This is a genomic window from Pseudomonas sp. NPDC087336 (assembly GCF_044744285.1).
GTDB lineage: Bacteria > Pseudomonadota > Gammaproteobacteria > Pseudomonadales > Pseudomonadaceae > Aquipseudomonas.
Window position 1 is genome coordinate 78,798 of the sequence record NZ_JBIUYA010000003.1, and the last position, 12,950, is coordinate 91,747.

General features: G+C 62.4%; 9 protein-coding genes. 2 read left to right on the plus strand and 7 right to left on the minus strand.

The genetic code is table 11. The features are described from left to right. Positions 1-58 precede the first annotated feature (58 nt). The 4 genes from ACIO0C_RS04035 to pvdM all read right to left on the minus strand — a co-directional run bounded on the left by ACIO0C_RS04035 (position 59) and on the right by pvdM (position 5,558). Positions 59-1,708, minus strand: a complete 1,650-nt coding sequence (locus tag ACIO0C_RS04035; protein ID WP_401308146.1) for a cyclic peptide export ABC transporter — start codon at positions 1,706-1,708, stop codon at positions 59-61. Positions 1,709-1,900: 192 nt separating this feature from the next. Further along, positions 1,901-2,776 (minus strand): formylglycine-generating enzyme family protein, encoded by an 876-nt coding sequence (locus tag ACIO0C_RS04040; RefSeq protein ID WP_401308149.1) that lies wholly within the window; start codon positions 2,774-2,776, stop codon positions 1,901-1,903. A 123-nt stretch (positions 2,777-2,899) separates the two neighbouring features. Continuing rightward, positions 2,900-4,180, minus strand: a complete 1,281-nt coding sequence (locus tag ACIO0C_RS04045) for an aminotransferase class V-fold PLP-dependent enzyme (RefSeq protein ID WP_401308152.1) — start codon at positions 4,178-4,180, stop codon at positions 2,900-2,902. A 28-nt stretch (positions 4,181-4,208) separates the two neighbouring features. Next, positions 4,209-5,558, minus strand: coding sequence for a pyoverdine-tailoring dipeptidase-like protein PvdM (gene pvdM / locus ACIO0C_RS04050; RefSeq protein ID WP_401308155.1), 1,350 nt, complete (start codon positions 5,556-5,558; stop codon positions 4,209-4,211). Between the two features lie 218 nt (positions 5,559-5,776). Here pvdM and ACIO0C_RS04055 point away from each other — a divergent pair, with 218 nt between their 5' ends. Continuing rightward, positions 5,777-7,396: a PvdJ/PvdD/PvdP-like protein gene (locus tag ACIO0C_RS04055; protein ID WP_401308158.1), complete on the plus strand. Its 1,620-nt coding sequence runs from the start codon at positions 5,777-5,779 to the stop codon at positions 7,394-7,396. Between the two features lie 130 nt (positions 7,397-7,526). Here the strand turns inward: ACIO0C_RS04055 and ACIO0C_RS04060 are convergent, their stop codons facing one another. Genes ACIO0C_RS04060 through ACIO0C_RS04070 form a run of 3 tightly spaced genes read right to left on the minus strand, consistent with a single transcriptional unit; the run spans position 7,527 to position 12,075 of the window. Then, positions 7,527-8,921 (minus strand): efflux transporter outer membrane subunit, encoded by a 1,395-nt coding sequence (locus ACIO0C_RS04060; RefSeq protein WP_401308161.1) that lies wholly within the window; start codon positions 8,919-8,921, stop codon positions 7,527-7,529. A gap of 7 nt (positions 8,922-8,928) precedes the next feature. Continuing rightward, positions 8,929-10,902: a MacB family efflux pump subunit gene (locus tag ACIO0C_RS04065; RefSeq protein WP_401308164.1), complete on the minus strand. Its 1,974-nt coding sequence runs from the start codon at positions 10,900-10,902 to the stop codon at positions 8,929-8,931. Next, a complete protein-coding gene (locus ACIO0C_RS04070; protein WP_401308167.1) occupies positions 10,903-12,075 on the minus strand; it encodes an efflux RND transporter periplasmic adaptor subunit in 1,173 nt (390 codons plus the stop codon). 353 nt (positions 12,076-12,428) lie between these two features. Here ACIO0C_RS04070 and ACIO0C_RS04075 point away from each other — a divergent pair, with 353 nt between their 5' ends. Further along, on the plus strand, positions 12,429-12,911 hold the full coding sequence (locus ACIO0C_RS04075; protein WP_401308170.1) for a sigma-70 family RNA polymerase sigma factor: 483 nt from the start codon (positions 12,429-12,431) through the stop codon (positions 12,909-12,911). The last annotated feature ends 39 nt before the right edge of the window (positions 12,912-12,950 follow it).

Here is a 12,950-nt window from a genome sequence, read left to right on the forward strand (position 1 = left end):
TAAGACGAGATGCGATTGAGAAACCGGAAAAGAAATGTGAAAAAAATGTCATTCGGGGTCAGGCAGCCGTCAGCTCGGTGACGACCCGGCCGCTTTCCATGCGCACCAGTTGGTCGGCCACATCGAAGTAACGGTCATCGTGGGAGATCACGATGATGGTCTTGCCCAGGCGCTTGAGGTCCGGCAGCAGCTCGGTGTAGAAAATCCGCCGGAAGGTCGGGTCCTGGTCGGCCGCCCACTCGTCGAACACCAGCACTGGCCGCTCTTCCAGCCAGGCATTGACCAGCGCCAGGCGCTTGCGCTGCCCGGTTGAAAGGTCGGTGGTGGTGAAGTTGCCGTCCTTGACGCTGACCTTGTGCGCGATCTCCAGGCGCTGCAGGTATTTGTTGGCGTCTTCGGGGATCTGCGTATCGCCCTGGACCACGTCGTCGAACAGGTAATAGTCAGCAAAGATGGTGGTGAACAACTGTCGGTAGTCATCGCGGTTGTGCGCGTCGATGGCCTCGCCATTGACCCGGATCTGCCCCTGTTGCGGCGTGTACAGGCCCAGCAGCAACTTGATCAGCGTGGTCTTGCCGCAGCCGTTCTCGCCAACGATAAAGGTGATGTCGCCCTGTTTGATCGACAGGTTGACCGGGCCGAGCTGGAACGGCGCCGCACCCTCGACCGACGGGAAGGCGTAGCGCACGTCCGCCAATTGCAGTTCGTGCACGGCCTGTTTGACGTTGCCCTGGTCGCTGAGCAGCAGGTGCGGTTCCGGGGTGGAAAATTGTTCCGACAGTTCAGCGATGCGCCGAAAAGCGATCTGCGCGCGGCTGACGATCGGCAGGATGCCAATCAAATGCTCCAGCGGGCCTTTCATGTACAGCAGCACCAGCACGAAGCCGCTCATGACGGTCTTGTCGGCGCTCGGCCAGAACGTTTGCAGGGCCAGGGCCAGGCCGATGACCACGAAGAACAGCATTGAGCCGAAGGTCTTGGCGATGACGAAGGTGTTGATCGAACGCACTTGGGTGTTGCAGATGAATTCGGCGGTGCCCTTGATGCCCGAGGTGAACATGCGCTGGCGGCGTGGGCGGTGGATGCGCAGTTCCTTGGCGCCTTCGGCAATCGCGTTGTAATGTTTTTGCAGCTCGTCTTCAGCGTCGCGGGCGGCCATGAAACCTTGCACGCCCTTGCTCTGGGCGTAGGCCTGGATCGCGCTGCCGATCAGGATCGCGGCCACCATGATCAGGAACATCGGCCACGACAGGATCGCCAGGTAACCCATGCAACCCAGGGTCACGGTCAGGGAAATCGCCAGCGGCGCGAAGACGAAGGCGAAGTCGCTGATGGTATCGACGTCGTGGGTCAGCACCGGGATCAGGCGATGGCTGCGGTAACGCTCGATCTGCTCGATCGGCGCCGATAGCACCTTCTCGCCCAACTGTTTGCGCAGCTTGGCGATGATGTGCTGGCCGACGTAGTTGGTGCCGATGTCGGAGCAGATCGAACTGGCCAGCGCCAACAGGCACAGGCCGGCGAACAGCGCGACCACGCCCTGGGTCAGGTCGCTGTCCGAATGCAGGGCATTGTTGATGGTCGCCAGCAACACCGTGACGCTCAGGCCGCCGACCATGCCCAGGAAAATGGACGCGGCGACGATGAGTCGAAAGGGTTTGAGCAGGGCGAACAATTCGCCGATGGCGCCTCGGGTAGGCTGGGTCATGGAAGACGGTTCCTTGGGTCGGAAGGCAGATACCCAGTAGGACGTCTGGTCGAGGGGTTAATTTAGAGGGTGGCGACTGGTGGCGGGGTTGCCGACATCACACATGCCTTGTAGGAGCCCGGCTTGCCGGCGAAGGCGTTGTTGAAGACGCCTTCGCCGGCAAGCCGGGCTCCTACAGGGGGCGAGGGTGGGTTAGAGCTCGCGCACTACGCGAAAGCCCATCCAGTCCCCGCGCTCCTGCGGGTACTGGCTGTTGCGGTTACCGGAGCGGGAGAACACCGGGGCTTCCCCCCAGTCGTTGCCGCGGATGCGCACGGCTTCGCAATTGGGTTCCAGCCAGGCGCTGCCATCGGTGGGGGCGCCGACGTAGTCCGGGTGTTCGCAGTCTTCGACCCATTCATACACATTGCCGTGCATGTCGTACATACCGAAGGCGTTGGGCGGGTAGCTGCCCACGGGCGAGCTGTAGCTGTAGCCGTCCGCCGGGCCGTAGGTGTTGGCGTGTTTGGCGATGCTGTATCCCTTGCCTTCATCGAACGGGAAGGGAAACGAACCCTGGGTGCCGCCGCGTGCGGCGTATTCACGCTGGGCTTCGCTGACCATGCTGTATTTCTGCCCGGTTTTCTTCGACAGCCAGGCGACGTAGTGCTTCACGTCGTCGAAGTTCATGCACACCGCCGGCTGGCGCGGGCTCTGCGGGTAGCGCGGCTTGCTGGCGACGCACTCGCGACCTGGCCGGGTATCGCCGTTGGCGATGGTCACGCCGCTCTCCTTCACATAGCTGTCCCACTCACCGGCGGTGATCTGGAAGCGGCTCATGGCGAAGGGTTTGGCGAAGGTGACCGCATGCATCGGGCCTTCATCGGGCTCGCGGCCGACTTCATCATCCGGGGTACCCATGGTGAAAGTTCCGGCGGGCAGCACGACCATTTCCGGGCAGTTCTTGCAGTCCTTGAATACCTTGCCTGCTGGCGGGGCGGTGGCGGCCTGCGCGGCAGAGGGCAGCAGGCCGGCGATGAGGGCGGACAGGGCCAGGGCCTTGAAAGGAGACAGCAGATCACTGTTCATGAGACATCTCGATCAAAGAAAAAACGGGGGATCACGTGGACCTTGTAGGAGCCCGGCTTGCCGGCGAAGGCGGTTTCAAGGACGCCTTCGCCGGCAAGCCGGGCTCCTACAGAAAGCGGGGCGTCAGGCGGTTTTGTTCAGTAGGGCCATGAACCGGTCGATTTCATGTTCGCTGTTGAGCAGGCCCGGAGCGATGCGCACCACCGGGCCGACGTCGCGCTCCACCGAGTCGCAGACCACGCGGTTCTGCATCAGTTGGCTGGCAACCTTTTCGCAGTCCTGGTCCTTGATCCGGAAGAAGGTGAAGCCGGCGGACAGCTGCGGGCTCCTTGGCGTGACCAGTTCGATCCGCGGCTGTTCCAGCAGGCGATCCTTGGCATAGGTGTTGAGTTCATGAATGCGCGCCTGGACCTCGGCCTTGCCCAAATCCAGGTGCAGCTTGAACGCTTCGTCCGCGGCCCAGCGGTGTTCGAAACTGTGATAACCGCCGGGGGTCATGATGGTCGCGAAGTCGGTGGATTCGCTGAAGGTCGGAATGATCGGCGTGACGTTCATGAGCTTGGCGGAGCGGGCGCAAATGATCCCGGTTCCACGGGGGCCGAACATCCATTTGTGCGTGCCGGCGATGAAGAAGTCGCAGTGCATGTCGGGAAACTCGAGGTCCTCGACGCCAAAGCCGTGTACGCCGTCGACCACATACAAAATCTGGTCTTTCTCGTCGCGGTTGCGGTTCAGCTCGTCGACCAGTTTGCCGATTTCGCCGATCGGCATTTTCACGCCGCTGCCCGACTGCACCCAGGTCATGCCCAGAACGCGGGTTTGCGGGCGGATGCCTTGGGCGATCGAGCCCAGCACTTCGTCCATGGAAATGTCGCGGCTGTTCTCGAACAGCTTGAGTTTGCGCACGTTCGTGCCCTGGCGTTGCTGACGAAACTCCAGGGTGTAGTTGGTGGAATAGTGCTCATGTTCGCTGACCAGGATTTCCTGGTCGGGCCGCACATGAATCCCGCCATAGATCATCGCCAGGCCTTCAGTGGTGCTGCCGGTCAGCGCAATCTGCTCGGGTTTGGCGTTGAGGTAACGTGCGGCCCAGACCCGCACATTGTGCTCGCGTTTTTCGGTTTCCTGCAGGTCCCAGTCCATGGCGCGGCCAGGGTTGCGGTCGATGTTGGCGCGGTGCATCTCGATCGCGTTGCGCACCGGAGTGGGGTGCGAGGTGACGAGGAAGTTGGCGAAATGCAGGTAGTCCGGGTCCTGATTGAACAGCTGGCGCAACTGCGCCCATTTGCCCCTGGGCAAAGGCGGCGGATTGCCGGCTATCGCTGGCAGGTTCACGCCAGCAGCCAGGGGCAGGCCGGCGGCGAGAATGCCGGCCTGCTTGAGGAATGATCGACGGTTGGTCATGGCTTTGGGTTCGCTTGGCAAAAGGGCATCAGTTGTTGGCGACGGGCCTGGAGGATTTTTCGACCTGGTCCCAGACCCGCAGGAAATTGCCGCCCCAGAGTTTGGCGATATCGGCTTCGCTGTAGCCGCGGCTGATCAGCTCGGCGGTCACGTTGCGCGCCTCGCTGACGTCCTTCCAGCCGTCCAGGCCGCCGCCATCGTTGAAGTCGGAACTGATGCCGACGTGATCGATGCCGATTTTCTTCACCGCGTAGTCAATCGCGTCGCCGTAGTCCTTGAGGGTGGCCTTGGGTTCTTCGTCGACAATCGCGTAGAGCTGGCTGGCGTATTCGCCGAAACGTTGTTCCGACCATACGGTGATGATCGGGTCGCCCGGCATCAACGCCATCTCCAGGCCTTGCAACGGTTGCAGGTCGAAACGCGCACGCAAGGCGTTGAGTTTGTCCTGGGTGGCCTGGCTCAGCGGGCGGATGTAGGTCGGGAAGCCGACGATCTGCACCACGCCGCCGCTGTCCTTGATCAACTGCATTTCGTGGTCGCTGAGGTTGCGCGGGATGTCCACCAGGGCACGTGGGGCGGAGTGCGACGCCACCATCGGCGTGCGGCTCAAGCGGGCTACTTGCTCCAGGGCCTTGGTCGACATCTGCGACACGTCGATGATCACGCCGAGGTCGTTGAGACGGTGCACGGCCTGCTTGCCGATGTCCGAGAGGCCGCCGAGGGCGTCCCGGGAATCGTTGAAGAATGGCAAGGGCCTGGACGAATCGGCCCAGGCGTTGTTGCCCACGTAGCTGAAGCCGAACATGCGCATGCCCCGCGCGGCCCATTTGTCCAGGGCATTGAGGTCGTTGCCCAGGGGGTAGGCGTTGAGCATGCTGAGGAAGATCGCGAACTTGCCTTCGCCATGCAGGCGCCGGAAATCGTCGGGGGTGTAGGCGATGGCGGCCTGGTTGGGGAAGTCACGCACCAGAGCGCTGATGATCTTGTAGCGGGTTTCCTGCTCGAAGCGTGCCTCTTCGATGAAGCCGGCGGTGGGGCGATGCGGCGCGTTGGGGCCGTTCCAGATTTCCGGCCAGCCGAAAATCGTCAGGGCCGCACCGGACAGGCGTCCGCGCCCGGTCTTGACCAGGTCGAACTGGCCGCTGCCGTCCTTGTCGGCTTCATTGCCGGCGGTACCGAAATCCATGGGCACGGTGATGTGGCTGTCGAACGAGAGAAGGCGCTCATGCAGTTCATCGGCCTGCTTCATCACCTTGACCGGGTAGCCGGGATTGTCCTTGAACCAGTAATCCCATGCCGCAAAGCCTGCACCCGCGCTGATCGCCAGGGCCAGCGGCAGGCCGATGAAAAGAGCCTTTTTCGAACGTGGTTTTGTCATTGCCGTCTCAGTCAGGGAGCCTTTGCTATCTGGGAGGAACGAGTGGCTGATCCGGAAATTTAGGTGTTTGTGCCGGCCCCTTCGCTGGCAAGCCAGCTCCTACAACGGAACGCGGTCGCATGTAGGAGCTGGCTTGCCAGCGAAGCTGTTAAATTTCGCAGGGCAACAAACGTTCTAGCTTGGATAAAGCCTGCTTCATGGCTGACACAGGTAGGGCAATGAAGATTTCTCGACGATGGTTCATGGCAGGCCTGGCGCTGACCGGTGCTGCCGTGCCCGTGGCTTTTTATGGGCATCGCCAGTGGACGAAGCCGGATCCGACGATCACCCCCGGCGAAGCGTCGTTCGATGTGGCGGATGTCGCCGGGCAACGCTTGGCGGATACGCTGCGCGGTGTCTGGCAGATCCGTTTCGAAGGTCGTGATGCCGGTCTCGAAGGCTTGCCTCGGGACGGACTGGAGCTGTTTCTCGACATTGGCCACAAGGGCCGTGGCCTGGTGGGTTTTCTCGACACTGCCGAGCGTTTGCGTTCCAGCGAAGCACCGCGATATCAGGTGCTGGGTGATGTGGCCGGGGTCAAGCCGGCGCAGTTGAGTTGGCGCTTGCTCAGCGCCGGTGGCAGCTGTGACTACGAGTTCAGCATGGCGCTGGACGAAGTCTGGGCCGGTTTCGGCAATGCCGGCAGCGCCAGCCTCAGTGGTCGCGTGCTGGACCTGGATCGTCCCTTGATGATGACGGCCCAGGACAATCGCTTCGTTGCGGTCAAGAAAGTGTTCCCTGAAGCCCGCGAACGCACCGGTCTGAATCCACCGCTGCTGGCCTGGCTGACGTCCCAGGAGCATCGGTTGTTCCATCAGCTCTGGCATGCGTCCAGGGATAAATGGCACACCTTGCCCGAAGACAAGCGCAACGCCCTGCGCGGTATCGGCTGGCAGCCCGGGCCGCGGGACAAGGAGCGTGATGCCCGTGGCACGCGCAAGGATCGCAACGGCTCGGGCGTGGACTTTTTCTTCATGCACCGGCACATGCTCGGCACCGCACGTTCGATGCAGGACTTGCCGTCGTGGACGCAGTTCCCCTTGCCGCAACCGGAGTTGCTCCGGGACCGCATCGGCTTCGCCAATTATTTCGACAACCACGACGGCACGGCGCTGCCGCCCACCTGGCTGGCCGAGGACGACGACGAGTATTCGCAATGGGTCAGCGACATCAAGACCGCCGAGACCTACCACAGCAATTTCCAGGTCTGGGAGTCGCAATACCGCGACCCGCGTTACCTGTCGAAGTTGACCCTGGGGCAGTTTGGCTCGGAGGTGGAGTTGGGCCTGCATGACTGGCTGCACATGCGTTGGGCCTCGGTGCCGCGCGATCCCTCCAACGGCCAGCCGGTGCCGTTCGCCCGCGATCCGGCGGATTTCTCCGCGCGCTGGTATGCGCCGGAAAACGACTTTCTGGGTGATCCTTTCTCGTCCCATGTGAACCCGGTGTTCTGGCACTTCCATGGCTGGATCGACGATCGCCTGGAAGACTGGTTCCGCGCCCATGAGCGCTTTCATCCGGGGGAAGTGAATCGGCTTGAGGTCAATGGCGTGCAGTGGTTCGCACCGGGGCGCTGGGTCGAGATCGACGACCCCTGGATGGGTCCGGGCACCCATGGCTGCAACACCACGCCGGGGTTGCAGGCGGGCAAGTCGGTGGAGATGGACCCGGAGACCATGAAGCTGGCGTTGCGGATTACCTTTGGTGAGGATGAGAAAAAGCTCGCGGATCTGTTCCGTAAAGTACCGCAACGGCCGTGGTATGCGCGGAATCTGAAGGCCAAGCAAAGTCAGGTTTGACGACCGCGTTATCGTTCAATCGCGAGCAAGCTCGCTCCCCCAGGTTATGTGTCGTGCCAAAATCGTGCGGCAAACACAAAACCCTGTGGGAGCGAGCTTGGTCGCGAAGGCGGCCGAATAGACGCCACAACTACAAAGCCTGCCACCCACCCCCAAGCGCCTTGTACAACGCAATGCTCGCCTGCATCCGCGCCAGCCTCAGCTGCACATTCAAATCCTGCGCCGCATACAGCGTGCGTTGCGTCTCCAGCACCGTCAGCAAATCCTCGGCCCCCGCCTCATAGCGACTTTGGGCGATGTTGAACGCGGTCTGCGCCTGGCTTAGTTCTTCGCTTTGCCACTGGCGCTGTTCGTCCAGCCCACGAATGCTGTTCAAGGCTTTTTCCACGTCGGCGAAGCCATTGATGATCGCGCCACGATAGGTTTCCAGCAGCTCTTCCTGGCGGCCCAAAGCCTTGTCGCGCTCGGCGCCCAGGCGCCCGTTGTTGAACACTGGGGCGATCAGTCCAGCGGTGAGGTTGTAGAAGGGGCTGCGCAGGATGTCGCCGGCACGGTCGGCGCCGGAGCCGATCTCCGCGCTCAGGGTCACGCTCGGCAACATCGCGGCGCGGGCGACGGTGACGTCGGCCTGGGCGGCGGCCAGTTGCGCTTCGGCCCGGGCGATGTCCGGGCGGCGGCTGAGCAATTCACTGGGGACGCCCGCGTCGATCACGGGCCAGGACAATTGATCGAAGTGTTCCTGGCCCAGCGCCAGTTCCTGCACCGGGCGGCCGAGCAGAGTGGCGAGGCTGATCTGCGCGTCGATGGCCTGCTGCTGCACCAGCGGCAATTGCCGTTGTTGCGCCGCCACCAGGCTTTTCTGCTGGGCCAGTTCCAAGGCAGTCGCCGAACCTGAGTCGTAGCGGGTCTGCACCAGTTTCAAAACATTCCGGGCATTGGCCAAGTTGAGCTCGGCAATACGGCTCTGCTCCTGCAATGACAAGGTTTGCGCATAGGTGTTGGCGACCCCGCTGAGCAGCGTCAACTCGACCGTCGCCTGATCGAACTCACTGGCCCGCAAGGCGAATTGCGCACTGTCGCGGGAAGCGCGCTGGCCGCCCCAGAAATCGATTTCGTAGCTCGCGGTCAGGTTGGCGGTGAAGTAGTCGACCGCATTGTTATCGCTGTCGGCGTCGAGTTGGCTGTAGCCATTGCCGCGCAATAATTTCTGCCGGTTGGCGTTCAACCCGGCCTTGATTTCGGGTAACTGCGAGCCGCCGGCGACTACCGTTTCGGCCTGTGCCTGGCGTACTTGGGCCATAGCGGCGGCCAAATCGTAGCTGCCGACACGGGCCTGTTCGACCAGGCGTTCCAGTTGCGGGCTGCCGAAGCGGTTCCACCATTGCACATTGCTGCGGGCGGCACTTTGGCCATGGGGCGATTGCCAGGAAGAGGGCGGTACGATGCCGCTCTCCGGGCGCTGGGTAGGGCTGCCGCACGCGCCTAGTAGCAGGCAGAGGGTCAGCAGACTCAATTGCGGCTTCATCAAAAGATCATTCACTGGTAAGGGCCGTGACCGGGTCGAGTCGGGCAGCTTTGCGGGCCGGCATGAAGCCGAAGACGACACCGGTGACCAGGGCACAGCCGAACGCGCCCAGCACCGCTATCAAGGAGAACGCGACGGCGACTTCACTGAGGATCAACACGCCGCCGACGATCAGCGCCAGGGCGATCCCGGCCAAACCGCCGACCACCGAGAGCATCACCGCTTCGGTGAGGAACTGGCGCAGGATGTCTCGCTGCCGAGCACCGGTCGCCATGCGGATGCCGATCTCGCGGGTCCGTTCACGCACGGTCATGAGCATGATGTTCATCACCCCGATGCCGCCCACCAGCAGCGAGATCGCGGCAATCGAACCGAGCATCAGCGACAGGGTGTTTTGCGTGCGCGCTTCGGCCTGGATCATCGCCGCGTTGTTGGTCAGTTCGAAATCCTTCTTACCGTTGTGCAGTCGCAGCATCAATTGCTCGATGGCGTGTTCCGTCTCCTTGACCTTGCGCGCATCGGCGGCGGCAATCGCGATGTATTCCGGGTTGTGGGTGCCGAACAGCCGCACACTGGCCGCGGAGTAGGGGATGGCGATTCGATCGTCGCTGTCGGAGTCGCCGGAGCTGGCGCCTTTTTCCGCCAGCACGCCGACCACCTGGAATGGCACGTTTTCGATCAGGATGTACTGGCCGATGGGATTGGCCACGTCCTTGAGCAGCTTGGTCCGCACCTTATGGCCGATCACCGCGACCGCCGCCGCGTTTCGTTCGTCGGCCTCGGTGAAGTAGCTCCCTTGCACCACCGGCCAGTTGAAGATCGCCGGGAAGTTGGTGTCGTTGCCGCCGACGTAGCTCAGGTGGTCGAGGTTGCCAAAGCGGACCCCGGCTTCCTGGCCGTTGACCGGCATGATGCGCATGACCTGCGGCAGGCTCGCCACTGCCTTGACTTCGTCCAGGGTGACAATGCCCAACGGTGTTCGCGGGTTAGGCGACGAGCCGCTGAGGTAAATGATGTTGGAGCCGAACGCGCCCATCTGGGCCATGACCTGGCGCTTGCTGCCTTCGCCGACGGCCAGCATCACCACCACCGAAGCGACGCCTATGATGATCCCCAGCAGGGTCAGCGCAGTGCGGAATTTGTTGATCCACATCACCCGCCAGGCAGCTTGCACCGCGTCGACCAGTTCGCCTTTCCAGGCGCCGCTCGCTTGCGCGCCTTCAGTCAGGCGCTTGCGCAGGTCCACCGCTTGCAACGCACCGGGATGGGCAGAGGTTTGCGCGGCGCGATTGTCCCGGGCGCTGTCGCTGATGATCAGGCCGTCGCGGATCTCGATGATGCGCTTGGCCCGCGCCGCCACCTCGCGGTCGTGGGTGATGAGGATCACCACGTGGCCCAGGCTCGCCAGCTCGTCGAGCAGCGCCATGACTTCCTTGCCGCTGTGGCTGTCGAGGGCGCCGGTGGGTTCGTCGGCGAGGATGATATGGCCGCCGTTCATCAATGCGCGGGCAATGGACACCCGTTGCTGCTGGCCACCGGAAAGCTGGTGCGGACGATTGCCAGTGCGCGTGGCCAGGCCGAGGCGCTCGAGCAGGGCGGTGGCGCGGGCATGGCGTTCGGCGGCGGGAGTGCCTGCATAAATTGCCGGCATCTCGACGTTTTCCTGGGCCGAGCCAGACGGGATCAGGTGGTAGCCCTGGAACACGAAACCAAAGGCTTCGCGGCGCAGCCAGGCCAGTGCATCACTGTCCAGGGCGGCGACGTTTTCTCCGGCGAAGCGGTATTCGCCCGAGGTCGGCCGGTCGAGGCAGCCGAGGATGTTCATCAGTGTCGACTTGCCGGAACCGGAGGCGCCGACGATCGCCACGAACTCACCGGCATGGATCGACAGGTCGATGCCGCGCAACACGTGGACTTCAGGGGCGTCGCCACCGCCATAGGCTTTGCGGATGTCCTGCAATTCGATCAGGGGCGTTTGCATTCAACCGCCACTCCCGTCGGCCGGGCCGATCAACAGGTGATCGCCTTCGTGCAGGCCGTCGAGGATCTGCACCCGCAGGCGGTCGCTGATGCCGGTGCGGACGTTGCGCTGTTCGATGCTGCCGTTTTTGGCCACCACTTGCGCGGTCTGGCTGTCGGCTTGCTCGCCTGCCTGCAGGGCGGCGATCGGCGCGGTCAGGACGTTCTGCGCCTGATCTGCGACGAAGAATACCTGGGTGGTCATTTCCGCCATCAGCGCGTTGTCGGCGTTGTCGACGTCCAGTAGCACGGTGTACAGCACCACCCGCGCGCTGCCGCTTTTGCTCGAACTGGCTGGGCTGCCACCGCCCTGGCTTGTCTGGTCCAGGGGTTTGGGCGGCACCGGCAGAATCTGCCGCACGGTGCTTTTCCAGCGCCGGGTGCCGCCGCTGAGGGTGGTGAACCAGGCGTTCATGCCGGGTTTGACGTGGCCGATGTCGGCTTCGGAAACCTCGGCCCACACGGTCATCGGCGACAGCTTGGCGATACGCAGAATCAGCGGGGTCTGTTGCTGGGCGTTGAGGGTCTGGCCTTCCCGGGCATCCAGTGCGACCACGGTGCCGGACATGGGCGCATAGATCCGGGTGTAGCCGAGTTCGGCCTGATCGCTGCGCAGGCTGGCCTGGGCCTGGCGAATCTGCGCCTGGAACATGTCGATGCGCGCCTGAGTGGCACGCAGTTCGGCTCGGGCGGTCTGTACGTCTTCTTCGCGGGTGGCGTTGCCGGCCTTGAGGTTTTGCTGACGCTGGTATTTCTGCTGGGCGAGGTCGTGTTGCGCGCGTTGCTCCTGCAGCTGCGCCTTTAGGTTTTCGATGGAGAATCGCCCGGCATCGAGTTTGGCCTGTTGCGTGGAGGGATCGATTTCCACCAGCAGCTGGCCTTCCTTGACCACGTCACCGACTTCCACGTGGATCTTTTGAATCTGCCCGGATGCCTGGGCGCCGACGTCGACATACCGCCTGGGTTGCAGGGTACCCAGGGCCGTGACACTGCTTTCGATGTCGGCGCGGGTGACCTGCACGGTGGCGAACTGATCACGCCCGGGCGGGATGAATTGCCAGGCCGCAACGGCGATAACGGGGATCAGGCTGAGTGCTACAAGCAGGGCGCGTCGGGTGTGACGGGGACGATTCATGCAGGGTTCCGGCCAAAGGATTTCGGCCCGTCGTTCAGCGCGGGGAGGGCGGGCAAAGACGGGGAGCTGTCCTGTAAACGATGAAAGAACCGGGGAATTTAGCCTCGGACATATGGCGTAACACCTGTGGCTTACCTCACTGATCGTTCCCACGCAGAGCGTGGGATAGATCAACAGTGGCGTACAACCGGTAGCCCATGGCTATTTGTTGGGCAAGACAAAGCAATGCTTTAAATCTATATGAGAATTACTATAAATTACGCACTTCAAATTGCCACTATCGTGCCACTGTCTGTTTTTGTGGTCGAAGAGCGGGCTCAAGGACAGAAACCGCACCCCTGCGGACGGGAGTCATGTTGGAAAACTACTATCGAGAGCTGGTGTGTTTCCTCAACGCCAAGCTCGGCAACCGCCAGGTGGCCGAAGATGTGGTGCATGACGCTTATCTGCGAGTCCTGGAACGCTCCAGCGACACGCCGATCGAGCAGCCCCGGGCATTCCTTTATCGCACGGCCTTGAACCTGGTGATCGACGATCACCGACGCAATGCATTGCGCCAGGTCGAGTCGCTGGAGGTACTCGACAATGAAGAGCGCTATTTCAGCCCATCGCCCCTCAGCAGCCTCGATCACGGCCAGCGCCTGGACATGCTCCAGCGCGCGCTTTCCGAATTGCCCCGACTGTGCCGCGAGAGTTTCCTGCTGCGCAAGATCGAAGGCCTGTCACATCCGCAGATCGCCGAACACCTGGGTATCTCCAAGGCATTGGTGGAAAAGCACATCGTCAACGCCATGAAGCATTGCCGGGTGCGGATGCGCCAATGGGATGCGCATTGATCCTCGCGTTAATCTGTTCTTGTTAAATTTTATTTCACT

Coding starts and splice junctions, on each gene's coding strand:
- ACIO0C_RS04055 (WP_401308158.1), top strand. CDS start 5,777: ATGAAGATTTCTCGACGATGGTTCATGGCAGGCCTGGCGCTGACCGGT.
- ACIO0C_RS04065 (WP_401308164.1), bottom strand. CDS start 10,902: ATGCAAACGCCCCTGATCGAATTGCAGGACATCCGCAAAGCCTATGGC.
- ACIO0C_RS04045 (WP_401308152.1), bottom strand. CDS start 4,180: ATGACCAACCGTCGATCATTCCTCAAGCAGGCCGGCATTCTCGCCGCC.
- pvdM (WP_401308155.1), bottom strand. CDS start 5,558: ATGACAAAACCACGTTCGAAAAAGGCTCTTTTCATCGGCCTGCCGCTG.
- ACIO0C_RS04070 (WP_401308167.1), bottom strand. CDS start 12,075: ATGAATCGTCCCCGTCACACCCGACGCGCCCTGCTTGTAGCACTCAGC.
- ACIO0C_RS04035 (WP_401308146.1), bottom strand. CDS start 1,708: ATGACCCAGCCTACCCGAGGCGCCATCGGCGAATTGTTCGCCCTGCTC.
- ACIO0C_RS04060 (WP_401308161.1), bottom strand. CDS start 8,921: ATGAAGCCGCAATTGAGTCTGCTGACCCTCTGCCTGCTACTAGGCGCG.
- ACIO0C_RS04075 (WP_401308170.1), top strand. CDS start 12,429: ATGTTGGAAAACTACTATCGAGAGCTGGTGTGTTTCCTCAACGCCAAG.
- ACIO0C_RS04040 (WP_401308149.1), bottom strand. CDS start 2,776: ATGAACAGTGATCTGCTGTCTCCTTTCAAGGCCCTGGCCCTGTCCGCC.